The 25,042-nt window shown below is 36.9% G+C and carries 22 protein-coding genes and 1 pseudogene; 14 read left to right on the top strand and 9 right to left on the bottom strand.

The features are described from left to right. Positions 1-43 precede the first annotated feature (43 nt). Positions 44-904, top strand: a complete 861-nt coding sequence (locus tag CD003_RS12630; protein WP_096201459.1) for a hypothetical protein — start codon at positions 44-46, stop codon at positions 902-904. A 68-nt stretch (positions 905-972) separates the two neighbouring features. Here the strand turns inward: CD003_RS12630 and CD003_RS22840 are convergent, their stop codons facing one another. The 3 genes and pseudogenes from CD003_RS22840 to CD003_RS12620 all read right to left on the bottom strand — a co-directional run bounded on the left by CD003_RS22840 (position 973) and on the right by CD003_RS12620 (position 4,041). Further along, a complete protein-coding gene (locus CD003_RS22840; RefSeq protein ID WP_441296624.1) occupies positions 973-1,782 on the bottom strand; it encodes a methyl-accepting chemotaxis protein in 810 nt (269 codons plus the stop codon). 129 nt (positions 1,783-1,911) lie between these two features. Continuing rightward, positions 1,912-2,235, bottom strand: a pseudogene (locus CD003_RS22835) (HAMP domain-containing protein); the annotation flags it as partial. A gap of 576 nt (positions 2,236-2,811) precedes the next feature. Further along, on the bottom strand, positions 2,812-4,041 hold the full coding sequence (locus CD003_RS12620; RefSeq protein ID WP_096201457.1) for an EAL domain-containing protein: 1,230 nt from the start codon (positions 4,039-4,041) through the stop codon (positions 2,812-2,814). Positions 4,042-4,505: 464 nt separating this feature from the next. Between CD003_RS12620 and hemE the strand changes: the two genes are divergently transcribed. From hemE to hemY, 3 genes are read left to right on the top strand one after another with little or no spacing between them, the layout of a single operon-like run. Next, positions 4,506-5,546 carry a uroporphyrinogen decarboxylase gene (gene hemE, locus CD003_RS12615; RefSeq protein ID WP_096201456.1) on the top strand — a complete coding sequence of 347 codons (1,041 nt, stop codon included), beginning with the start codon at positions 4,506-4,508 and terminating at the stop codon, positions 5,544-5,546. A 20-nt stretch (positions 5,547-5,566) separates the two neighbouring features. Beyond that, positions 5,567-6,508 carry a ferrochelatase gene (gene hemH / locus CD003_RS12610; RefSeq protein ID WP_096201455.1) on the top strand — a complete coding sequence of 314 codons (942 nt, stop codon included), beginning with the start codon at positions 5,567-5,569 and terminating at the stop codon, positions 6,506-6,508. Then, positions 6,508-7,923: a protoporphyrinogen oxidase gene (hemY, locus tag CD003_RS12605; protein ID WP_096201454.1), complete on the top strand. Its 1,416-nt coding sequence runs from the start codon at positions 6,508-6,510 to the stop codon at positions 7,921-7,923. The genes hemH and hemY overlap by 1 nt, the downstream gene beginning before the upstream one ends. Positions 7,924-8,041: 118 nt before the next feature. Here the strand turns inward: hemY and CD003_RS12600 are convergent, their stop codons facing one another. The 4 genes from CD003_RS12600 to CD003_RS12585 form a co-directional block, all read right to left on the bottom strand. Beyond that, positions 8,042-9,043 (bottom strand): aliphatic sulfonate ABC transporter substrate-binding protein, encoded by a 1,002-nt coding sequence (locus tag CD003_RS12600; RefSeq protein WP_096201453.1) that lies wholly within the window; start codon positions 9,041-9,043, stop codon positions 8,042-8,044. An 87-nt stretch (positions 9,044-9,130) separates the two neighbouring features. Continuing rightward, entirely contained in the window at positions 9,131-9,898 is a 768-nt protein-coding gene (locus CD003_RS12595) for an ABC transporter permease (RefSeq protein ID WP_096201452.1), read from the bottom strand. Further along, entirely contained in the window at positions 9,831-10,676 is an 846-nt protein-coding gene (locus CD003_RS12590; RefSeq protein WP_096201451.1) for an ABC transporter ATP-binding protein, read from the bottom strand. Before CD003_RS12590 ends, CD003_RS12595 begins: the two co-directional genes overlap by 68 nt. Positions 10,677-10,976: 300 nt before the next feature. Next, positions 10,977-11,240: a hypothetical protein gene (locus tag CD003_RS12585; protein ID WP_096201450.1), complete on the bottom strand. Its 264-nt coding sequence runs from the start codon at positions 11,238-11,240 to the stop codon at positions 10,977-10,979. A gap of 363 nt (positions 11,241-11,603) precedes the next feature. On the opposite strand from CD003_RS12585, the gene CD003_RS12580 reads away from it, so the two are divergent. The 5 genes from CD003_RS12580 (at position 11,604) to pheA (ending at position 16,789) form a co-directional block, all read left to right on the top strand. Further along, positions 11,604-13,040, top strand: coding sequence for a methyl-accepting chemotaxis protein (locus CD003_RS12580; RefSeq protein ID WP_373558571.1), 1,437 nt, complete (start codon positions 11,604-11,606; stop codon positions 13,038-13,040). 230 nt (positions 13,041-13,270) lie between these two features. Then, positions 13,271-13,807 (top strand): sporulation initiation phosphotransferase B, encoded by a 537-nt coding sequence (locus CD003_RS12575; RefSeq protein WP_096201448.1) that lies wholly within the window; start codon positions 13,271-13,273, stop codon positions 13,805-13,807. Positions 13,808-13,825: 18 nt separating this feature from the next. Further along, a complete protein-coding gene (obgE, locus tag CD003_RS12570) occupies positions 13,826-15,109 on the top strand; it encodes a GTPase ObgE (protein WP_096201447.1) in 1,284 nt (427 codons plus the stop codon). Between the two features lie 339 nt (positions 15,110-15,448). Next, a complete protein-coding gene (locus CD003_RS12565) occupies positions 15,449-15,898 on the top strand; it encodes an ACT domain-containing protein (protein WP_096201446.1) in 450 nt (149 codons plus the stop codon). A 21-nt stretch (positions 15,899-15,919) separates the two neighbouring features. Next, complete coding sequence (pheA, locus tag CD003_RS12560; RefSeq protein WP_096201445.1) at positions 15,920-16,789, top strand: prephenate dehydratase; 870 nt, start codon at positions 15,920-15,922, stop codon at positions 16,787-16,789. 111 nt (positions 16,790-16,900) lie between these two features. Here pheA and CD003_RS12555 read toward each other — a convergent pair whose 3' ends face one another. After that, positions 16,901-17,446 (bottom strand): transcription repressor NadR, encoded by a 546-nt coding sequence (locus CD003_RS12555; protein WP_096201444.1) that lies wholly within the window; start codon positions 17,444-17,446, stop codon positions 16,901-16,903. A 17-nt stretch (positions 17,447-17,463) separates the two neighbouring features. Continuing rightward, positions 17,464-18,591, bottom strand: coding sequence for an IscS subfamily cysteine desulfurase (locus CD003_RS12550; RefSeq protein ID WP_096201443.1), 1,128 nt, complete (start codon positions 18,589-18,591; stop codon positions 17,464-17,466). Positions 18,592-18,690: 99 nt separating this feature from the next. Here CD003_RS12550 and nadB point away from each other — a divergent pair, with 99 nt between their 5' ends. From nadB to CD003_RS12525, 5 genes are all read left to right on the top strand, one after another. Beyond that, the gene (gene nadB, locus CD003_RS12545; RefSeq protein WP_096201442.1) at positions 18,691-20,268 is read left to right on the top strand and encodes an L-aspartate oxidase; all 1,578 of its coding nucleotides are present in this window, start codon (positions 18,691-18,693) and stop codon (positions 20,266-20,268) included. 11 nt (positions 20,269-20,279) lie between these two features. Further along, positions 20,280-21,122 (top strand): carboxylating nicotinate-nucleotide diphosphorylase, encoded by an 843-nt coding sequence (gene nadC, locus CD003_RS12540; protein WP_096201441.1) that lies wholly within the window; start codon positions 20,280-20,282, stop codon positions 21,120-21,122. Beyond that, a complete protein-coding gene (nadA, locus tag CD003_RS12535; RefSeq protein ID WP_096201440.1) occupies positions 21,122-22,231 on the top strand; it encodes a quinolinate synthase NadA in 1,110 nt (369 codons plus the stop codon). Before nadC ends, nadA begins: the two co-directional genes overlap by 1 nt. Before the next feature lie 379 nt (positions 22,232-22,610). Then, positions 22,611-23,756, top strand: coding sequence for a SafA/ExsA family spore coat assembly protein (safA, locus tag CD003_RS22445; protein ID WP_096201439.1), 1,146 nt, complete (start codon positions 22,611-22,613; stop codon positions 23,754-23,756). Between the two features lie 157 nt (positions 23,757-23,913). Beyond that, complete coding sequence (locus tag CD003_RS12525) at positions 23,914-25,014, top strand: YhcN/YlaJ family sporulation lipoprotein (RefSeq protein ID WP_096201438.1); 1,101 nt, start codon at positions 23,914-23,916, stop codon at positions 25,012-25,014. Positions 25,015-25,042: the final 28 nt, after the last annotated feature.

Below are 25,042 nucleotides of genomic sequence, written 5' to 3'. Positions count from 1 at the left end.
AAGTTAAATAATCCCTGATAAACTGTAATGTGGAGGTGAGGAATTGAAAAGGCGGGAGATTATTTTTAGTGCTGCTATTATGGTTCTTATTATTTTGAATATAGCTAGTTTTAACAAAATCAACGATATTCAACAAAGAATGCACAACATAAGCAACCTACAATATGAAGTTCAGAATATCAATCACTCTGTCCAAGGCATAAATACAGAGGTACAAATGACAATGGATGAAATCTTAGAAGAGCAGTTATGGGTACGAGAGAAGAATTATCAGATAACCAATGTAAATTTGGAAGAGGACCAGATAGATGTGTTAATTGAATGGAGTTTACGTGAGCTCATGGCTGATGAGCAATTATCTATGTTGTATCGTGAAGAAGATGATAGGGAATGGACAGAATTACAAGTAACGAATACGAATGGATTAAATTACTCGCTAGAATATAGACTTCCGTTAAAAGGGAACTATGAAACACAGGTGATGGCAACCTCGAAAGTGAGCAAAAGAAGTGAGAAGTTACTTGATTTACGGTTTAAAGAGCAGTTAGATTCGCGTATCATGACTCATGCAGATGTACAGAACCATGGTAATCAAGAAATAAGTGTGAACATTGATATTCATAATCGTTTAGAAAATGAATTTATTGTAAAAAACAGTAATGATTTTAAAATGAAAAGTGCCAATGCTTTTCTTTATATCGATGGGACACTAGCACAAGAGTTGGATCTACTACAGCAAAATCAAAACTTTCATTCAGATTCTTATAGTGAGAGCATATATTATCACGACTTTATTAAGCTAGAAAATCAAAATGGTGTAGATATGGAAAATATTGAACTACGAGTCATTATTACTGATAACTTAGGAATGAAATACGAAACCATTGCAAACTCTTGGTACTAACGTCGATAATCAAAAAAGAGGGTGTCCCTTAAGGTAAATATTCAACCTTAGGCACACCCCTTGTAGCTTTAAATTTTAAAACTAGATATCTTTTCTTCTAATTCAATCGCGACTTTCGATAAGTCTTCAGCAGATTGAGTGACATTTTCCATTGTTGACACTTGTTCTTGCATTGTAGCTGAGATCATTTCTGTTGATTCTGTCGATTGATTTGAAATTTCACGTATTCCTTCTACTGCATGTAAGATATCGATACTTTTCTTGTTTACATTATTAACTAGATGGTCGATTTCATTTGCTTGAGATAATACAAGAGCGACTGATTGTACAATGTCACTAAAGGCTTTACTTGTTTCAAGAATTGACTGTTCACCATCTTGAATAATCTGTGCACTTTCACGAGATTTTGAAACTGATTGTTCTACTTGAATTGAAATATTAGTAATGATTTCAGAAATAGTCGTTGTGGCTTTCTCACTTTGAGAAGAAAGCTTTCTGATCTCGTCAGCGACAACTGCGAATCCTTTCCCAGCTTCACCTGCTCGTGCTGCTTCAATTGCTGCATTTAGTGATAGTAAACTTGTTTGTGATGAAATTTCTTGAATCATTTTAATAATATTGTTAATTTCTTTTGAGTTTTCGCCAAGTTCTTCAATGACAGCGACATTTGCTTCATTTTGTTTGCGTATATTCGTTATCGCGTTAATTGATTCTGTAAGTCTCTTTTCACCGTCTTCAGCATGAAGGTTAGATGTATTAGCTTCTGATAAAATGGAACTAGTAGCATGTTTCACGTTATTTAATTCATCTTCCATTTCTTTAAATGTAGATGCAGAACGTTCGATTGAATGATTCAAATCAACATGACCACTTGCCATCTGCTGTAGAGACCCTGCCACTTGCTGTGAACCTGAGTTTACTTGCTCAGATGAGGCAACAAGCTCATGACTAGAAGATGCTACAGACTGTGAAACTAGTGTAATTTCTGAAACGAGTTGACGCAAATTTGCAGTCATCTTATTAATAGAATGACTAAGTTGTCCTAGCTCATCATTAGAATGTTTTGTAATATCCTCAATTGTCAAATCACCTTCACTCACTTTGTTTGCTACATGAAGAGTATTATGAACAGATTTATTGATGGAATTGCCAAGGAAAATAAAAAGAATTCCACCTGTAATGGCAGCAGCAACAAAGGCAATGATACTAATTAATACTGATTGGTTTAATGCAAAATGAACTTCAGCTGAGGCATGCTCTGCATCTTCTTTTAATAATTGTTCGAGTTGCGTGCTCACTTGCTCTGTATCATCTGTAAACGTTGTAAGCATTCGAATTGTGTAGTCATTAATAGAAACTCTTCCTTCAATAATCCCATCAACACGGCTATTGAATTCGTTATTATATGTAAGAAGTGTGTCATAGAGCCATTGCTCTTCTTCTGTATCAACAGCTAATTCTAACCTCGATAAAATTTCGTTTAATTGTTCGTTTTTGAGGTTGTATGCCTCGCTATTAAATTCATCCTGATACACTAAGTTTAATATGTCTATATACTTCGAGTTAAATAGTGATTGGAACTCCACTACCTCTATCGCATGATTGCTAGATTTTTCTAATGTTTCGGTCTCAGTTTCAATAATATTAAACTGAGAAAAAATAATGATGAAACCAATAAAAAATAATCCTAGTACAGCACTTAGGGCACCTAGGATTTTAAAGCGTAGACTTGATTTATTCCAATTCATGATGTCCTCCTTATGAGCTATGTTGTAAGCTATTTATTCCGCAGTAAACTTGAGTATATTTTACCACAAAAATTTAACTTGTGTTTTTTTTTAGAATTTTTAATTAAAGGAGGGTGTTTTATAGGTTTTTACCATATGTTTTGAAAAACAAACATTATATTAGGATTTTATTCCATGGGTGTTTTTAATATCGATAAATAGGTATAGGTTTTGTTCAATTGGATATGAAAATGTTTGTGTTAATTTGTTTGTTTCAAGATCACAGTAAGAATCAGACAAATAGCCTTTTTGATTCATACTCATACTAACAATATTTTGTAAAAAATATGGACGCCAGCTCCAATTTTTATTTAGATATTCATTTTCAATAGCCCAATCTTTCGTTTGATTTTTTATATGATTGGCTGATTTTTGGTAACCTAGGCGATCACATAGATATACTCTGTAGCAGTTCTCTGGCAAGAATCTAGTAATCTTTTGAATTGATTTGTCATAGTCGTCGAAATTGACAGAGCTGATGTTGTCCGAAAGTAATGCATTAAAATGTTCTTCAAAAGAGAAGTGCTGATTAAGTCGTTCAACTTCTTTTTGAATCATAAATTCTAATTGAGCATTTAAGGTTTTTGAATTGCTAATATCTGGTACTAAACTAGGTTGTGGCTTGGCAAAAAAATAGCCTTGATAATATTGGGCTCCATTCTTCCACGCATTCTTTACATTTTCTAATGTTTCAATTCCTTCAAATAATAGAGAGGCACCTAGTTTTTGTGAGAGCACGGAAAGGGCGTGTAGCACATTTCGATAGGAGCTAGAATTTGTACTTCTTTGTACAAGAAGTAGGTCTATTTTCAGTATATTCGGATTAATTGAAGCGATTCTTTCCAAGTTACTAAATCCTTTTCCAACATCATCGATTGCTATTTTACAACCTAATTCACGGTATTTATTTAGCTGTTTTTTAATCCTTCTCTCATTTTCAGCAAAAGAATCCTCAGTTATTTCTATAACAATTTGTGAGTAATTTATCCCTTTTCTTTCGCTATTCAGCAATGATAAATAAAATTCTTCATCAAATTCTTCTGTAAAGAGTAGAGGATTAATATTAAAAAAATAAAGGCAATTCTCTTTCATTTTTTGTTGTGTGATTGTTTGTAATGCCTTCTTTCTTATAATTGAATCGACTCTAATTTTTTCTGGAACAGCTATATTAGGATCATTGAAATAGGGACCAAGACTAGAGAGGGTGTCTCTAGTCTTTCTTCTTCCCAATATTTCATAGCCTGCAATTGCTCTTTGGTCAGCACCGATAATAGGTTGAAAGAAAGGGTACAAATCATCAAAAGGTATTTGTTTTCTGCTTCTTGTGTTCGCTTTTGTTTTTGCCTTCATGTAAATACACCCCTTTGTTGACGCTATATAGCTAACATCTCTTGTTAGTTATCGTACCATGTATGAAATTAGCACTTGAAAATATTGTTAAATAATCTTACAGGCTTTTTTGGTTTGAACTTGATACTTAAAAAGCACAGCCCACTGAAAAAGTGTGGTTTTCACTTTTTTAGTGGGCTAAAGTAATATACGAAGCCATTATCACTTCTTTAATCGTCTATTATGGACATTTTCAATGCTCTCAATAAATATGGAGTTATTTTTGAATTCATCAATTTTATGACACTTTACGTCGTTGTATATACTTTAAATTCACTGCCGATTATAGTAGAAGAGAGTGTAAGAAAATGATTTTTTTAATTGATTGGTTTACAATAACTAATGAATGATGGAATGCTATATTTATTTGATATGAAAGATTAACATGTAGAGATTATAGAGTGAATGAAGAAAGGTGTGTAGGGATGAGTAATCAAGTATTTAATGATAACTTTTTGAGAGCATGTAGAGGGGAGAGCGTTAGTCATACTCCAGTGTGGTATATGAGGCAAGCAGGACGTTCTCAACCAGAATACCGTAAAATTAAAGAGAAATATTCTCTATTTGAAATTACACATCAACCTGAGCTTTGTGCTTATGTAACAAAGCTACCAGTTGACCAATATAATAATGATGCAGCAATTCTTTATAAAGACATTATGACACCACTTCCAGCAATCGGCGTTGATGTAGAGATTAAATCAGGCATTGGTCCTGTCATCGATAATCCAATTCGTTCAAAAGCTGATGTTGAGAAATTAGGTGAAATTAACCCTGAACAAGATGTACCGTATGTACTAGATACGATCAAGCTTCTTCGTGAGCAGTTAACTGTACCTTTAATTAGCTTTGGTGGTGCACCTTTCACATTAGCAAGCTATATGATTGAAGGCGGTCCATCAAGAAATTATCATAAAACTAAGGCATTTATGTATTCAGAGCCAGAAGCTTGGCATTTATTAATGGACAAGCTAGCTGATACAACGATTACATATGTAAAATCACAAATTGCAGCTGGCGCGCAAGCAATTCAAATCTTTGATTCATGGGTAGGGACTTTAAATGTACAAGATTATCGCACATTTGTTAAACCATGTATGACGAAGATCTTCACTGCATTAAAAGGTGAAGGAGTGCCATTAATTATGTTCGGTGTAGGAGCAAGTCACTTAGTCAATGAATGGCATGACCTCCCATTAGATGTTGTAGGACTTGACTGGCGTTTGCCGATTCAAGAAGCAAGAGCAAAAGGTATAACGAAAACGGTACAAGGTAACCTAGACCCGACAATTCTTATGGCACCGTGGGAAGTTATTGAAGAAAGAGCGAAAGCAATTTTAGACCAGGGATTACAGTCAGATGGTAGTTTTATCTTTAATCTTGGGCATGGGGTATTCCCAGAAGTTAAACCTGATACATTGAAAAGATTAACAGCATTTGTACATGAATATACATCTCAAAAATAAGAACGGAGTGGAGTGGTAAAATGGCAAAGAAAACAATCGGACTTCTTGTTATGGCATATGGTACTCCTAGAAGTTTAGAGGAAGTTGAGCCTTATTATACACATATACGCCGCGGGCGAAAGCCGTCTCAAGAAGCATTAGATGAACTTACAGAAAGGTACGAAGCAATAGGCGGAATTAGCCCCCTTGCTAAAATTACATTAGCACAAGCTGAAGGCTTAGAAGCTAAATTAAATAAAGAGTATGATGATGTTACATTTAAAATGTATCTTGGTTTAAAGCATATTGACCCATTTATTGAGGATGCTGTACATCAAATGAAGGAGGACGGTATTGAGGAAGCAATTAGTATTGTTTTAGCACCTCACTTCTCTACGTTTAGTGTGAAGTCTTACAATGGCCGTGCGAAGGAAGAGTCTGAAAAGATTGGTGGACCAGTTATTCATAGTATTGATAGTTGGTATGATGAGCCGAAGTTTATAGATTATTGGGTAAATCAGGTAAAAGAAACAATGAAGAAAATAGAGGTTGAAGAGAAAGCGGTATTTATCTTCTCTGCTCATAGTTTACCTGAGAAAATCATTGCTGCTGGAGATCCGTACCCAGAGCAACTGAAGGAAACAGCAGACCTTGTAGCTAAGCAAGCTAATATTAAGCATTACACAATTGGCTGGCAAAGTGAGGGGAATACCCCAGAGCCTTGGATAGGTCCAGATGTACAAGTGTTGACGAGAGACTTACATGAAAAGGAAGGCTATACAACTATGGTTTATTGCCCTGTTGGTTTTGTAGCAGATCATTTAGAGGTTCTATATGATAATGACTATGAATGTAAAGTTGTTACAGATGAACTTGGACTACAATACCTACGTCCTGAAATGCCAAATGCAAAGGAAGAGTTTATAGATTGTCTTGCAACAGTAGTTACGCAAAAACTGAATGAGAAAGTTCGTGTCAACTAGTGAACCAGGAATCAAAGCGGGTTGCTATTATTGGTGGAGGGATTACAGGATTAACTATTGCTTATTATTTACAAAAGGAAACATTAGCAAAGGGTCTTCCTATCGAATATAACCTTTATGAATTAAATAATAAACTCGGTGGTAAGATTGATACAGACTATACTAAGGGCTTTGTTATTGAAAAGGGCCCAGATTCTTTTTTAGCTAGAAAATTAAGTGCCTCTAAACTAGCGAAGGAAGTAGGGTTAGAGAAAGAGCTTGTTTATAATGATACTGGACAATCATATGTGTTAAAGGGCAACGAACTGTATCCGATTCCAGGTGGTGCAATTATGGGTATTCCAACAAAGATTGGCCCATTTGCAACGACAAAGCTTTTTTCTCCTCTTGGTAAAGTGAGGGCTGCCGCTGATGTTTTCATTCCTAGAACATCGGATCCTAATCAGGACCAATCTTTAGGATCTTTCTTTCGCAAGCGTTTAGGTAACGAGGTTGTAGATAATTTAATAGAACCTCTTCTTTCTGGGATCTATGCTGGAGACATTGATAGATTAAGCTTAATGGCTACCTTTCCACAATTTCATCAAGTGGAACAAAAGCATCGAAGTTTAATCTTAGGTATGAAAAAATCAATACCAAAACCTCCTAAAATTGTTCAGCCAGCTAAGCCAAAGGGGATGTTTTTATCCTTCAAACGGGGGCTTAGTTCTTTCGTAGACAGTATCGAAAATCATTTAGATGAAGATTCGGTTAACAAGGGGCTAGGGGTAGAAAAAATTACACAAAATGCTGACAAATCCTTTGAAATTCGATTAACCAATGGTGAAAGCGAAACCTATGACCGAGTAGTTGTTACAACACCTCAACATGTTACAAGAAATATGTTACGAGAGTATGATTTCCTTAGTTATTTAGAAGAAATGCCGTCAACATCAGTAGCAACAGTTGCTTTGGCGTTTCCACTAGATAAATTAGATGTAGAAGTAACAGGTACTGGATTTTTGGTGGCTAAAAAGAGTGATTACTCAATTACTGCCTGTACATGGACTCATAAAAAATGGAAACATTCAACTCCAGAAGGCTATGCATTACTTAGATGTTACGTAGGTCGCTTTGGTGATGATGCAATTGTAAATGAGTCAGATGAAACGATTTTACATGTAGTATTAAATGACTTAAAGAGAACGATGAATATTGAGGCACCACCTGAATTCTATCGTATTACTAGATGGAAGGAATCGATGCCTCAATACATGGTCGGGCATAAGCAGAAAATAGACTATTTAAAAAAGAAGGTAGCTACAGAATTACAAGGATTATATGTTGCTGGAGCACCATATGAAGGACTTGGATTACCTGATTGCATTGACCAAGGCGAGAAGGTAACAGAGCAAATATTAGCATCATTAAAGTAAACTCAAAGGGATTGGCTTAATCAAAGTCAATCCCTTTTTGAGTTTGCGAAAGTTTCAGAAGTTCGATAGGGTAAAAAGAAACCGACAGAGAAAGTTTCTCCATCGGTTTCAGTACATTTTACTGACCCATAATAGCATCTAATCGACTTGTATCGACGAAACCATCTAGGTTAGGTTCTTTATCCATAAACTTAAGTTCATATGAAGCATCAGCCCATGCTTGTAAAGCATCTGCATGAGTTTCAGTTGTTACAGCCATTCTAGTCCATGCATTTTGTAATACCTGTTCAGGCAAACGGTTTTGAGTAAGGTTATAGAGTAAGTCATTAACCGTTTCTAATGTTTCATCTGTGTTCTCATGAGCGAAATTAACTGAAGATTTGTGACCGCGTAAAACAGCATCTACAATATCAGGATTTTCTTCTAAATATTTGTTAGTCGTTACAATGACAACACTTGGTAATGTTTCACCTAAGAAAACATCATCCCACTCTGCGATTACTTTAGCACCTAATTCTTCTACAAGATATGTTCCCCATGGCTCTGGAGCTGCTGCAGCGTCAATTTGTCCTTGTTCAAACATTCCAATCATACTTGCTGGATTAATACGAGATTGGTGCTCTACAGTACCGCCAACACGGTTAGATTCTAATCCAAGTTCCTTTAACATAATTTCTAATTGAACATTGTGTGTGCAACCATTACCAGGAGTACAGAATGATTTACCACCAAAGTCTTCAAGACTTTCAATACCTGAACCATCGCGAGCTACGATAAGTGTTGCTCCATTGGCTGCAGCCCCTATTACGACAACATCTCCACCTGCTAAGAACGAGTTAATTGCTGGTCCTGGTCCAACATATCCAATATCAATTGTTCCTGTGTCTAAAGCGTCCATGAAATCATTTCCATTTGGAAAGTTACGAAATTCTGCTGGTGTTTCCCCAAGCTCATCTTGGAAAAATCCTTTTTCTTTTCCAACGATTGCAGCTGCGTGGTCTAAGTTTGGAAAGTAACCAATCGTTACATCGTCTCCTCCTCCAGATGTTGTCCCAGAACCACAAGCTGTTAGTACTGTAGCAACTAAGCCAACTGTTAAAGCACTTATAAATTTTTTCATTTTTTGTTTCCCCCTTAAATTGTATAGATAATAAAAGATAAAAATTGATGTAAGTTTAGTCAAAGACACTTTACGTGTTTTACTTATTTATTTCGCATAACCCCAACGAGCCATGACTTTCTTTTCAATTTTATTAAAGACAAGGTATTCTACAATAAGACCAGTGATAGAGATAATAATCATAATTGCTACTACTAAATCCATATTAAAGAAGTCTCTAGCATCCATTAATGTTCGACCTAAACCTCCTGTACCAAGAAGTTCCCCGGCCATTAATGCACGCCAGCCAAATGCCCATGCAAGTCTTGCGCCAGTCAGTGCAGCAGGGATAGAGGCAGGAATCATTACTTTCCAGACAAGTTCTGAGCCACTATATCCCATTGTTCTTGCAGCTCGGATAAGAATCGGTTGAACATTTTTTATTCCCATTCTCATGTTCATTGTCATTGCCCATGTTCCACCTAGAACGATGATAAAGATAATGGCTGTACCGCCACCTTGGAAGATAATAAGGGCAATAGGAAGCCAAACGATACTTGGTACTGATTGTAAGGCAATGACTAGCGAGCCTAACGTTTCATCGGCAAATTTTGAACGAGCTAATATAATTCCTAGTAATGTACCGATAATAACGGCTAATGCAAACCCAATACCGATTCGCTGCAAGCTAGTAAACAAAGCACTAGTGAGGATCCCAGTTTCAAAGAATCCTTTGTAGAGTTCATTTATGGCACCAAAAGGTGATGGAAAGAGCGTTGTGGAACGAAATTCTAATGATAGATTTAGTCTATATATGCTCTCCCATATTACGATTAGACCCGTAAAGAAGAGCAGCCTTCTTAGAGTTGTAGTCATCGCCCATTTCCTCCTTCATCACCTTTTCAATTTCCCCAGCTAACTGGGACATAATTTTTTCTTCTAACTCTACAAATTCAGGACTTGCTTGCTTTCTAGGTCTAGGCAAATCAACTGTAAATTCACCAATGATTCCACCTGGTCTAGTCCCCATCAAAATAATTCGATCTGAGAGTAAAATTGACTCTCTAATGTTATGGGTAACAAACACAATCGTTTTTCTAGTTGTTTCCCATATAAATTGAACTTCCTTATGAAGCGTTGAACGAGTTTGTTCATCTAGTGCTCCAAAAGGTTCATCCATTAATAGAATACTAGGATCCATCGCTAGTGCACGAGCAATCGATACACGTTGTTTCATTCCACCGGATAATTCGTGTGGATAAGAATCAATAAATTTACTTAAATGTACAAGTTTTAAATATTCAATTGCACGTTTCTTAGCTTCGTCTTTACTTAGCTTCTTCTTTAAAGCGAACATAACATTATCAAGTACTGTCATCCATGGCATAAGTGCTGCTTCTTGGAAAACTACACCACGGTCTGAACCAGGTGCTTTTACAATCTTATCTTCTGCTGTAACCGTCCCGGTAGATGCACTGTCTAAACCAGCAATAATGTTAAGTAATGTAGATTTTCCACAACCAGATGGCCCTAATAGAGAAACGAACTCACCGGTTTTCACATTTAGGTCGATGTTTTCAAAAACTGTATATGTTGTTTTTTCTTCTTTATTTTCAAAAGTCTTACTGACCTTCTCTATTTGTATACCAGCCATGCGATTACCCCCCCTTAGTTCAACGAAACATAATAATCCATATCATTTTAGTCGGCTTTAATTATTTTTAGTATATGTCTGATAATGAAAACTGTCAATATAAAAAACATAGCTTTTTGATAGGAATTAATTTTCCATTTTCCATTTTTAAAAGAGCAAGTTTCTGTATTTGAAAAAGAGATGGAGGTATTAACGTTAGACTCTTGTTAATACCAGTTAGTAATTAAGTCGATAAAAAGAAATGAGGTTTAGAAAGTAGGATGAAAGTAATTGCGGTTCACATCTTTTATGAATTAAAAATTAATTCAAGCGATTTCCTTGTTGCTGAATTTGTAGTAATTGTTGGTGCATCTCATGAACTTGTTGTAATGCTTGCTGTATGGATGGTTGTTGGTCTTTGGATGCCATTGCTTGAGCTTTTTGTAATTGGTCATTTAGTTCTAATATTTTCTCCTTGGACTGCTGTAGTTGTTCTGGGGCATTTTTTGCATTTAACATAGCCTGTTGAGCACCTTGAATGATTAATGTTGCCTGTTGAACTTGCTCGTTTTGGGGTTGTGGCATGGAATCACTCCTTTTTACTGCTTTTGGTCATAAGTTGTACTGAAAAAATGATATTATTCTCCTAGACATAAGAGAAAAAGTGTCAAAATTAAGAAAATTGTATTTTAAATGTATCTAAACTTCTATATAATGGAGATAGACAAGCTGTAATGAATACGGGCAAAGGGGGGAAACAAGGTGGAGAAACTAATAAAGACTGCTGCAGCCCAAAATGCGTTAAAAAAAGTTGAGAGAGTAGCTGAAAAATTACAATCATACATTAGAGATGATTATTCTCTTGAGAAAAATTATGTTAAATTAAGAGAAGTCTTAGATGAGGAACTTAAGCGTGATGAATATTTGCTCATAGTTGATGAAAATGGAATGAGTCATATTCATACAAATAGGCTAAGAGAAGGATATCCTTTTGTAGATGAAGTTGGAATAATTGCAGCGAATACTAACGATGGCCTACTGCAGATTTACCCTAGAAATACAGGGGAAATGTTAATTGATGCATCATGTCCCATTTATGTAGGTGAAAAAGGTAAACGCTTTAATTTACGATTAGGGCGTATAGTACATAAGAAATTCACAGGTCCGATGATAGCGAGCTTATCATTACTTCCAAGCGTTGTTATTGGAGTGACAGGTTTTGTTTTTAATGTTCCATTTACATCATTACTTACAATGATTATTGTTTCGTTAATTACAGCTGGAGCTATCGGTTTATATTTGTATTTATACATTATGAGAGGACTGCAAAGCTGGTATTCCGTTACAAGGAGCATTTCAGCAGGGGATTTGACTGCGGAAATAGCTAATCGTTCAAGAACAGAGTTTCATCAAATTGGATTTGAAATAAATAAAGTAGTGCTTGGTTTAAAGAATATTATTAATGAGTTAAATAGGTCAGCGCATTCTGTTGATAAGGTAAGTGGTGACCAAGAAATGGAAGCTAAGAGACTTTCTGCAGCTTTTAATGAATTTGGAGAAACGATGCAGTCATTCCAAAGTGGAACAGAAAATCAATTATCATCACTGCAATCAGCTCATGCCATGGTTCAAAATATGATGAATGGTGTAAGAGGGATGCAATTAGAGATTAAGCAAACGCTAGATATGTCTGAGGATGCTTCTGTTGCTGCAATTGAAGGAGAAAAGGCTGTTTTTTCCTCTGAAGAACAGATGAATCAAATACAACAAACTGTCTCTCAATCTGCCAGAAAGATTATGCGAGTTGCAGAAGAAGCTGAAAATGTAATAAATAAAGTTTCATCAATTACTCAAATTGCTGAACAAACAAATTTATTAGCCTTGAATGCATCGATTGAGGCAGCTAGAGCGGGAGAGGCTGGAAAAGGCTTTGCAATAGTAGCCTCTGAGGTACGTAAATTAGCGGAAGACACGAATACGTTTGCTTCTGATATCCTTAGTACGTTACATCATACGAGAACGGAACTAGGAGAAGCGGTTAATCAGGTTGAAGCTAGCGTCTCTACAATTGGTGACGGTGTAAAGGTAGTGAAGTTAGCAGGTGACTCAATCCGTAAGCTGAATGAAGCGTCTGAACATACAAAGCATGCAGTTATGAGTAACCATGAGTATTCAGATTCGTTAATTCAAGATGGAGAACGATTAGAGCAGATAATTGAAGAAATTAATAAAATTGCTGAACAATTTACGGATCAGGTTGTCCAAACGGTGGCAAGTATGGATCAACAAGTGGATGGTATCAATACTCTTGCTGACGATGCTTCTAAATTATCAGAGGAAGCACAAACACTTAATCGTATTGTGAATCGATTTAAGCTAGGATAATCGAATAAAGGCTTGAGGTTCTCCTCAAGCCTTTTCTTATGTTTATTGTTGTAGAAAAAATTTTTCTCTTGGAAGGTAATGTTAGGAATAGTTGTGTTAAGATAGGAAATGTAATTTTTTCTATTAGAGTAACTTCAATTAAGAGATGCAATGTGCCTTCGCTCGTTGCTTCGAGGTTTTCTTATACCTCTTGAGAAGTGTTATTGAATCTTTGAAATAGGAGTACACGTATGAAAAAGCGCTGGGATGTTATTGAATTATTACGCCATTCACGACACGATTGGTTAAATGTCGTCCAACTAATTAAAGGAAATATTGCTTTAAATCGTCTAGATCGAGTTGAGGACGTTATAAATACAGTAATTCAGCAAGCTAGGAACGAAACAAAGTTATCTAACTTGGGTATTCCTCTTTTAACTGAGGAATTTTTAACTTTTAATTGGGAAAACCATTTGTATAAAATCGAATTTGAAGTTCTTGGTGAAGCAGCTGATTTATCTAAGAATGATAACGAATTACTCTTGTGGTGTCAGACATTTTTTAATTTATTAGATGAAACGCTTGAACAAGGTGTAGATAATCATCTTTTAGTTACATTTCAACTAATAGATACCCATCAATTGATTTTTGACTTTCAAGGTCAATTATCAAATCCTGCTCGTATAGAAGAATGGCTAAAAGAAATGAACACAAATAAAGAGAGTTTTACAATTAGTGATTGTACATTGAATGATCAGGAGATACTCATTGTATTAACGCTATCGTAAATTTAGAGGTGAACAAGCATGTTTGTAGATAAGGTTAAGGTTTATGTTAAAGGTGGAGATGGTGGTAACGGAATGGTTGCGTACCGTCGTGAAAAATATGTACCAAACGGTGGTCCTGCTGGTGGAGACGGAGGTAAAGGAGCAGATGTTGTCTTTCAAGTAGATGAAGGTCTACGTACCCTTATGGATTTCCGTTATCAGCGCCATTTTAAGGCCACTCGTGGTGAGAATGGTCGTCCAAAGAACCAACATGGGAAAAATGCTGATAGTATGATTGTTCGAGTACCACCTGGCACAACAGTAATAGATGATGATACTAAAGAGGTTATCGCTGACTTAACAAGACACGGACAAAAGGCTGTTATTGCTAATGGTGGCCGTGGTGGTCGTGGGAATACAAGATTTGCGACACCAGTAAATCCAGCACCGGAAATTGCAGAAAACGGTGAACCTGGAAAGGAACGGTATGTTTCTTTAGAGCTAAAGGTTCTTGCTGATGTTGGTCTTGTTGGCTTCCCAAGTGTCGGAAAATCAACATTACTATCTGTTGTATCTGCAGCTAAACCAAAAATTGCTGACTATCATTTTACAACGATTACACCTAATCTTGGAGTTGTAGAGACAGAAGATAATCGTAGCTTTGTCATGGCAGATTTACCTGGTTTAATTGAAGGAGCTCACCAAGGAGTTGGGCTAGGACATCAGTTCTTGCGTCATATCGAAAGAACTAAGGTAATAGTTCACGTAATCGATATGTCAGGGTTAGAAGGTAGAGATCCTTATGAGGATTATACTAAAATTAATGAAGAGCTTAGAGAGTATAATTTACGCTTATTAGAACGTCCGCAAATTATAGTGGCGAATAAAATGGATATGCCAGATTCAGAAGAACATTTAAAACAATTTAAAGAACAACTTGAAGATGGTGTACCGGTCTTCCCTATCTCTGCAATTACTAAACAAGGTCTTCGTGACTTATTGCTTGCAGTAGTAGACAAAGTTGAGGAAACTCCAGAATTTACAATGTTTGAAGAAGAGAAGTCTGATGCTCGTGTAGTTTATCGCCATGAGGCAAAAGAAGCGCCATTTAAAATTACTCGAGATGATGATGGAGCATTTGTTATCTCCGGTGCAGAAATTGAGAAGTTATTCAAGATGACAGATATCTCAAGAGATGAGTCAATTCGTCGCTTCTCTAGACAAATGCGTGGAATGGGAATTGATGATGCACTTCGCGAACGTGGAGCAAAAGACGGCGATATCGTTCGTCTAATGAAATTTGAATTCGAGTTCGTTGAATAGAAAATTGGCATAGCTAGTTTTCTTAGGAGCAATATGCGAGTCTCTACTTTTTCTTTTAGTAAAATGGCAAGTGGTTATCATTATTTTTTGAGCTGAATTAAAAAAATTCCAATTTTGTTGTCAATATATATTTGATTTCACAAGAAAGGGGCTGTCCGACAAATGACTGCTCACCTCGCATATATCGAGGTAGCTGTTACTTTGCATTGGTACAGTCCTTTTTATATTGTCGAGTCGATAGAGACAAGTATAAACAGTAACTTTTTAGCATTGTCAAAAAGTTCTAACAACTTTATAATGTATTAATAGCTTTTAATTGTTAACAGCGGTGGTGAAGTCATGTCAGAGAGGATCGAACAATACTATTTAGTAAGAAGAGATATGCTAACGGAAGCAATGCAGAAAACGCTAGAGGCAAAGCAGATGCTTGAGTCTGGCAAAGTAAAGAAGATAAACGAAGCTGTTCAAGCTGTTGGTCTAAGCCGTAGTGCATTTTATAAATATAAGGATGCAATCTATCCGTTTCATACTATGGTGAAGGAGAAAATAATTACATTATCTATTAACTTAGTCGATCGTTCAGGAAGCTTGTCTGAGCTCCTATCGATTGTAGCTGAGGCAGAATGTAATGTTTTAACAATCAATCAAACAATTCCATTGCAAGGAAGAGCCAATATTACTCTCTCTATTGATACGACTCCGTTAATCATAGAACTGAGTGAATTGGTAAGGCAGTTAGAGGATATGGAAGTTGTTGAAAAAGTAGAACTAGTAGGATCAGGCTCCTAACGAAAGAAAGGATTGTGAAAGATGAAGACTGTTGGATACTTAGGACCTAAAGGTACATTCACAGAGATGGCTGTTAAAGCAATGTTTCCTTCCTATAATAGACAGCCTTACTCGACGATTCCGAAATGTATGGACGGGGTAACAAATAAAGAGGTCTCGTTAGCTGTTGTACCTTTAGAGAATGCAATTGAGGGATCGGTAAATTTAACCCTTGATTACTTAATTCACAAGCAAAATTTACCTATTGTTGGTGAGATTGCTGTTCCAATTGAACAGCACCTTCTTGTTCATAGCAGTCATGCATCTGCATGGACGAATGTAGAGAAGGTTTTTTCACACCCACATGCAATTGCACAATGTCATGAGTTCTTAAGAAATACGTTACCTAATGTAGACTTACAGTACAGTAACTCTACGGGGGCTGCAGCAGAATGGCTGATGAAAAATCCTGAAAAGCCAGTAGCTGCAATAGGAAATGAACTAGCTGCAAAAGAATACGGGCTATCAATTGTCGAACGGGATATCCATGATTTTGATAATAATCGTACACGATTTGTTATCCTTCAAAATGGAGATGAGCAAGAAGAAATTACATCATCTCTTCTTGTAAGTGAAAAAACAACATTTATGATAACATTACCATCAGATTATTCTGGTGCACTTCATCAAGTGTTATCGGCCTTTTCTTGGCGTAAGCTGAATTTATCAAAAATTGAATCAAGACCAATGAAAACAGGCTTAGGAAATTACTTTTTTGTTATTGACGTAGAACAACGAATGGATGAAATCTTAATACCAGGCGTAGTTGAAGAATTAAAAGCTTTAGGCTGTGGTGTAAGAGTGTTAGGTAGCTATCCTTGTTTTGCGATATCGAAAGTAAGTGCTAATTAATGGTCGATTGGTAATGGTCAATGGTTAATTGAAAAAATCTTAAAGCTCTTACAAAAGCGTGTGTGGATTTATCCATACACGCTTTTGCCATTAACAATTAGCCATTAACAATTAATTAGTCGTTTGCAATAAAAAGCCTTCCTTATTAAGTGCAAGTACTGCTTCTGTTAATTGTTCTTTAGTTGTTGCTTCTAGTGTGTGAAGGTGTACTCCTTCTGTTAATTCAGACAGTAATGATGCTTTCGTTTGTTCCATTTTTTGAATAAATTGTTCAACATCACGACGATTGCTAAGCATGAGTGAGCCGGTTAAATCTCCGTATACTGGATGTTCAATCGTTACGTCCTTAACTGTCACCCCATGGTCGACAATTATCATCAGCTCTTTTTTTGTATCTTCTGGATGATGTTTACAAGCGATTACTTTTTTATGTTTTTCTTTTTCAAGATTACCTTGCAAATAAATATATCCCTGTGATGTTGCTAAAATATCATGGTTTCTAGCTTTCAAAATTGAGATATCTTGGACAATCACTTGTCGGCTTACATTAGTTTTTTCAGCAAGTTCATTCCCTGTAATTGGCTTTTGATTATCTTGAAGCCATTGTAATATTAGTTTTCTCCGGTCTTCCCCTAAAATCTTTTTTTTCACACTCATAATTATTTCCTCTCTATTTATCTAAAATATACATCGATCATTTCATGGATTGTATTTACCGTTTTTACAATATGTTGTTCGGTAGTTGTTTTTCCAAATGTTAAACGTATAAACTCATGTGCTTCTTGAGTGGATCTTCCTACAGCAAGTAAAGACGCTGGTGGTGCAGATTGTCCTACTTTGCAAGCACTTCCTGTTGAGATAGCAATTCCTTTACGGTTACATTCAAGCATAACATATTGGCCTTCAATTCCTTTTACTCGTAACCCTAAGTGATGTGGAAGACGATTATCTGGATGTCCCTCAAGAACAACCTTCTCTTTATTAAGTAACGATAAAAACGTTAAGCGTAGCTGTTTTAATCGTTCTGATTCTTCTCTTACTGTTGGCATAATTTCTTCTACAGCAGCTGCAAATGCAGCTGCTCCTGGCACATTAATAGTTCCTTGTCTGAACCCTTGTTCATGAGTCGTATTTGGAACGAGTCCTTTCCAGCTGACAGAAGGGCTAATATAACAGGCTCCGATTCCTTTTGGTCCATAAATCTTATGTGCAGATAAGCTGAGACAGTCAATCTTAGCAGATTGAACATCTATTGGGATTTTACCAAAGGATTGAACACAGTCACTATGGAAAATAACGCCATGTTTATTTAAAATTTCCCCTATCTTCTTAATGTCCTGAACGGTTCCTAGTTCTGCATTAGCATGTCCAATAGAGGCTAAAATCGTATCTTCTCTTATTAACTCATGTAATGCATCTACAATAACTTCTCCGTAACTATTTACTGGTATATAGCTTACTTCAAATCCTTCTTTTCGTAATGATTCAAATGTATTTATAATCGAAGGATGTTCAATCGGTGTTGTGATTAAATGCTTTCCTTTTGATTCATTTGCTCTTGCAATGGATAATAGAGAAAGGTAATTACTTTCTGAACCTCCACTTGTAAAATATAATGAGCGTGCTACACCGTTAAAAGCTTTAGCAATAGTTTGTCTAGAGGTTTGTACTAAATCGTTAGCAATCGAACCATAATCATGTAAGCTACTAGGGTTGCCAAAGTATTCTTGTGATACTTTTGTGAAGACTTTTAGGGAATACTGAGACATAGGTGTTGTAGCTGAATGGTCTAGATAAATCATATTATCACTACTTTCATGAAAAAAAGTCTTGTCACTAGTTTAAATTTATGTAAATATAAGTGTCAAGACAGGTGTATGGATTTTGAGAGGAGTGTCATCATGATGACGGTTAGAAAAGCAGATGTGGTCATCATTGGAAGCGGCTTAGCTGGGTTAATGGCAGCAGAAATTTTATCTGTGGAAAAGAATGTGATTATAATCACAAAGTCAAAAATCCAACACAGTAATTCGATGATGGCACAAGGTGGAATTGCAGCAGCATTTGATGAAGATGATGATTGGCGTGATCATTTCTTTGATACAATTGTCGCTGGAGGCTATCATAATGACGAAGAAATGACAAAAAAACTGGTCCAAAAGGGGCCAGAAATGATAAATAAATTAATTGAATTAGGCGTTCAATTTGACCGTGATGATGATGGTAATTATTCCTTGGGTAAAGAGGGAGCACACGGCAGAAGGCGAATTCTTCATGCTGGTGGAGATGCTACTGGTAAGGAATTAGTGCAGCGGTTAATTAATCGAGTTGAAAAGAAAGTAACAATTTACGAAGATGAAATGGCTCTTGATTTACTCGTGCAAAATAATAAATGTATAGGTGTCACTACAAAAACACTTTCAGGTGATATGATTCAAACAATTGCTCCACATACCATTTTAGCTACTGGGGGGGTAGGACAATTATATAAAGTAACGTCCAATTGTCAGAGTCTAACTGGTGATGGAATGGCAATGGCATATAGAGCAGGAGCAGAGCTGGTCGATATGGAATTTGTACAATTTCATCCAACCATGCTAGTAAAGAACAATAAAGGTTATGGTTTAATATCAGAGGCTGTTCGTGGAGAGGGAGCTCGCTTAGTAACTAATTTAGGTCATTATATAATGGAGAATGTTCATGAATTGAAGGACCTTGCCCCAAGAGATGTGGTTGCAAGAGAAATTCACAGGGTGAATACAGAAGAAGATGAGCTTCTTTACTTAGATATCTCAACTATAAAAGATTTTGAAAAACGATTCCCCTCCATTACAAAAATTTGCAAACAAGCAGGAGTTCAATTAGAAGAAGGAAGAATACCGGTTGCCCCTGGAGCTCACTTTATAATGGGTGGAGTTTCCACTAATGAACGGGGAGCGACTTCAATTAATGGATTATATGCCATAGGGGAAGTGTCCAAAACTGGTGTACATGGTGCCAATCGCTTAGCAAGTAACTCCCTTCTTGAAGCTATTGTGTTTGCAAATGAACTAGCTCAAGAAATAATTAAAAATCCGAAACAAGCAGAAGATTTGATGAAAATACCAACCCTACTAGAGAAACGTTTTGATTTACCAACCAAGGAAGAGATTCAGGATATAATGACAAAATATGTTGGGATTGTTAGGAACGATAAAGGCTTAGAAAAAGCGAAGAAATGGTTTGAGAACTATCTGGACTTTATTTATAAGAACGGGAATTATGATTTGTCTATTGAACAAAAAACAATATGTAATTTAATGACGATTGGGTATTTAATTACATCCTCTGCATTAATGCGTAATGAGAGTAGAGGCGGACACTACCGCGAAGACAAGCCGCTTTCTAATGAACAATGGCTACAATACAATGTATTTTGTTCAATTACTAATAAAGATGTGTATACGAAGGCAAAAGTGCCAACGATAATGACAGTTTAGGAGAGAAGAGAATGAATAAAATAAAGCTGAGACACCTACTGCAACAGTTTTTTGTGGAAGATTTAGGTGAGGGAGATGTTACGAGTAATACCATTTTTAACTTAGACGATATTGGTGATGGTCAATTTATTGTAAAACAGGATGGTATAGTTTCAGGCATTGATATTATAAAAGAGGCATATTTACTTTTTGATGAAGAAATAACTGTTCAGAATCATGTGATAGATGGAGACAATGTAAAGAAGGGTGATTGTATTGCGACAGTAAGAGGGCCTATAAGTCACTTGTTAAGTGGGGAGCGTGTCATCCTAAATTTACTACAGCGAATGAGTGGAATTGCGACTCTAACGAAGGAAGCAGTCGATACCCTTAATAGTGCAACAACAAGAGTATGTGATACTAGAAAAACGACACCTGGGCTTAGAATGTTTGAAAAATATGCTGTTCGCTGTGGTGGTGGTTTCAATCATCGAATTGGCCTTTATGATGGAGTAATGATTAAAGATAATCATATTGCAGCATCAGGAAGCATAACGGAAGCAGTACAGAAAGTAAAAGAGCAATTAGGACATATGGTGAAGGTTGAGGTAGAAACAGAAACGAAAGAGCAGGTTTTAGAAGCAATTGAAGCAAAAGCTGATATAATAATGTTTGATAATCGTACACCTGAGCAAGTAGCTGAATTTGTTAAATTAGTACCTGAAGGGTTTATTACTGAGGCATCAGGTGGGATTGATTTAACGAATCTTGCTGGTTATAGCAACACAGGGGTTCATTATATATCATTAGGATTACTAACACATTCAGTTAAAGCATTAGATATTAGCTTTAATGTACAAGGGGGAACTAAATAATGAGCATTTTAGAGACGATAGAAAATAGTTCATTGTTACCTGACAAGTATAAAAATATGTCAGTGGAAGAAATGGAAAATCGTGTACGGGAAATTAAAGAAAAATTTGGTACAAAACTTTATATACCTGGACATCATTATCAAAGAGATGAAGTTATTCAATTTGCTGATGATACAGGAGATTCATTACAGTTAGCTCAAAAAGCAGCAGCTAACAAAGATGCAGATTTTATCGTTTTCTGTGGCGTACATTTCATGGCAGAAACAGCGGATGTTTTAACTACAAAGAATCAAAAAGTAGTCTTACCTGATATGAGAGCTGGCTGTTCTATGGCAGATATGGCTGATATTGAGCAAACAGAACGTGCATGGGTACCGCTACAAGAGCTATTTGGCGATACAATCTTACCACTTACGTATGTAAACAGTACAGCGGCAATTAAAGCATTTTGTGGACGTAATGGTGGAGCAACTGTTACTTCTTCAAATGCAAAAAAAATGCTAGAATGGGCATTTACACAAAAGGAACGTATTCTTTTCTTACCTGATCAACATTTAGGGAGAAATACAGCTTATGATTTAGGTATTCCATTAGATGAAATGGCAATATGGAACCCTGATACAAATGAGCTTGAATATGATGGAGAAAAAGATGTTCAGGAAATTAAAGTAATTTTATGGAAAGGTCACTGTTCAGTGCATGAAAAGTTCACTGTAGAAAACATAAAAGACCTTCGTGAAAACGACCCTGAAATGAAAATCATTGTCCATCCAGAATGTAGCCATGAGGTCGTACAATTATCTGATGATGCTGGTTCTACTCATTATATTATCGAAACATTAAAAGCAGCACCAGCAGGCAGTAAATGGGCTGTAGGTACAGAAATGAACTTAGTTAAACGTCTTGGTGACATCCACAAAGATAAAACAGTTATCTCTCTAAATCCTAATATGTGCCCTTGTTTAACGATGAATCGTATTGATTTACCTCATTTACTTTGGTCTTTAGAATCCATCGAACAAGGTACTATCCAAAATCAAATAATCGTAGAAGAAGATATTGCAAAAGATTCAGTTCTTGCTTTAGAACGTATGCTAGAACGTGCATAAATTTTAAAAAGCTGTTTCATTATCTAGATGTGAATCTAGATGTGGAACAGCTTTATTTAATGATGAATGATGAGTTATGAATTATGAATGGGGAGGGGAATTGTTAATGGTCAATTTATTCAAAATTGCAAACAAATAAAGAACGAGCTCGTACGAATTTTGGGCTGTATACAGCCCAAAATTCGTACTTCACACTTAAAAATTCATAACTCATAACCCATAACTCATAATTCCCTTTCCTCCTTTTGTCATAATGATATGATTTTGCGCATAGATTGTGCTGAGAGTCATCATTTTGGAATTGTATTTATTATTCAATAGTTACTTTTAGGCAAGTGACGCATAGGATGTAAAGAATGTTTTAGGAGGTAGATACAAAGTGAAAATTCATATTGTACAAAAAGGGGATACACTGTGGAATTTATCAAAAAAATATGACGTTGATTTTGAACAATTAAAATCAGTGAACTCCCACCTTTCAAATCCGGATATGATTATGCCAGGAATGAAAATCAAAGTACCAACAGGTGGTGTTCCTGTGAAAAAGGAAGCACCTAAAGCGATGCCAAAGAAAGAAGCGAAAGTAGCACCAACTCCGCCGGCACCTGCTCCACCACCAGCACCACCAAAGGAAAAGCCAATTGCAAAGGAAAAACCAATGCCTAAAGAAAAAGTGGTTACACCTGAACCACAACCGCAAATTCAAATGCCTCAGGTTCAGATGCCAATGCAACCGATGATGCAACCAGTACAGCAACAAATGCCAACACAACAGCAAATGCAAGAAATGATCATGAATTTTAATATTTATAAACAGCCACAACAACAGGCACCTGTATACCCGTCGGTTCCTATGCAACATTACCCTGAACCACCAAAAGTACAGGAAAAGCCAGTTGAAAAGAAACCAGTTGCGAAAAAGCCTGTTCCACCAAAGCTAAAGGAAGAAGTGAAAGTTGAGAAGCCACAGGTGGCACCAACTCCACCACCGCCACCGAAAATGCCAGAAATGCCTTTTACACAACCAATGATGCAACAACCTATGCAACCAATGCCATGCTTTCCAACAGGATACTATCCAGTAAGTCCAGTCATGTCAGGTTGTTCTTCGCCAGGTCAAATGGTTTCGCCATATCAAATGCAACCAAGTGGGTATCCAATGGGGATGGCTCAGCCAGTATATGGGCAACAAACTCCATATGGTTTTGGTCAAATGGGAATGCAGCAGCCAATGATGCAACCACAGATGCAACCACCACAGATGCATCAACCACAGTTGCATCAACCATATATGCAACAGCCGATGATGCAACCACAACAAATGCAACAACCAGCAATGCCTTATTCACCTCAAGTGATGCCGACTACTGCAGGTAAGGATGATTGTGGATGTGGACCGAAACCACAAATGTCTGGACCACAAATGTCTGCACCATATACTTATCCAGGAAAAGGTGATATGCCTGCAGGCTTTCAAATGCCGAAAATGAATCAGTATAGAGAAAATGATGATTACGAAGATTAAAAAATTTGAAAGCAAAAGGGACCATGTAGTCTCTTTTGCTTTTTTTGTTGTTATTCGTTATTATAGAAATTTTAAAGCTACCTGAATTTCCTACATCTAACAGAGTAAAGAAGGTCTTCGAAAGCCATTCTAAATGGTGAAAGGAGGTTAAAATACAATGCGAAAATTTGCTATCACATTAACAGCAGCATCAATGATTATGGGTGGTTTAGCAGGCTGTGGAGTAGACAACCAAACAAGAGATATGGGTGGTGCAGGTCACCAAAATCTTGGGTACCACACAGCCGAACAAGGCGGTGCCTTTACAGGTGCTCGTTACACAGGGGAAGGACCACTAACTGACATGATGACACCAGATGCACGTCATGCTAGAGATCGTGGTAGAGGTTTTGGTCAAACAGGAGCAGCAGGATTTGGTAGAGATGGAGCTATGGGAGCAAGAGGAGCAACAGGAATTGGTGCAGATAGAGGTCAATTAGGTGTTCAAGACCGAATTGGACCAACAGGTAGAACAAATCGTGGTGGTGCAAATGCAGGTGTTACTTCACCATTAATGGATGGTCAAGCAGCAGGATATCATGCTAGACCTAACGAACGAATGGGTATTAGAGGATTTGGTACTGATGTCAACCAGCGTGGTGCTGGGACAAGAGGTGCTACAGGAGTAGGTGCTAATCGTCCTGGTATGGGGAACTCAGGTCTTGTAGGAGACCGTCCTGGTATGGTTGATGACCGAGGTATTCTACGTGAACAGCGTGGCGAACGTGGTACAGGGGTTCTTGGGGGAGACCGTACTAGACAAGGTACAAATGCATTAACAGGTAACCGTGGTCAAAAAGGTGCGGGTACAGGAGCGTTAACAGGAGACCGTACACAAAGAGGTGCTGGTACAATGACAGCACGTTACCATAGTGATTATGATGGTCAAACTGTTCAACGTATTCAACAACGAGTTGAAGGTATTGACAACGTTCGTGATGGACGCGTCATCATTCACGACAACACAGTAGTCGTTGGTGTAGAGACAACTGGTCGTGAAAATCAAGCAGTAGAAAAAGAAGTTCGTAAACAAGTTCAAGGTATGGCTGATGGTCGTGACGTTCATGTCGTTACTGACCAAGATGCGGTAACTCGAATTAGAACAATGGATGATCGTTTACGTGGCGGTGCAGCGTTTGAGGAAATCGGAGCTACCTTTACGGAAATGCTTGGTGACCTAGGTCGTGCAGCCCAACGCCCGTTTGAACGTTCTCGTTAATATAGATAGTAAATATTGAGTAGAGGTG

This window comes from Bacillus sp. FJAT-45350, assembly GCF_002335805.1.
In the GTDB taxonomy this organism is placed as follows: domain Bacteria; phylum Bacillota; class Bacilli; order Bacillales; family NISU01; genus FJAT-45350.
The sequence above is the reverse complement of the archived record's forward strand: the minus strand, read 5'-3'. Positions and strand labels throughout refer to the sequence as shown.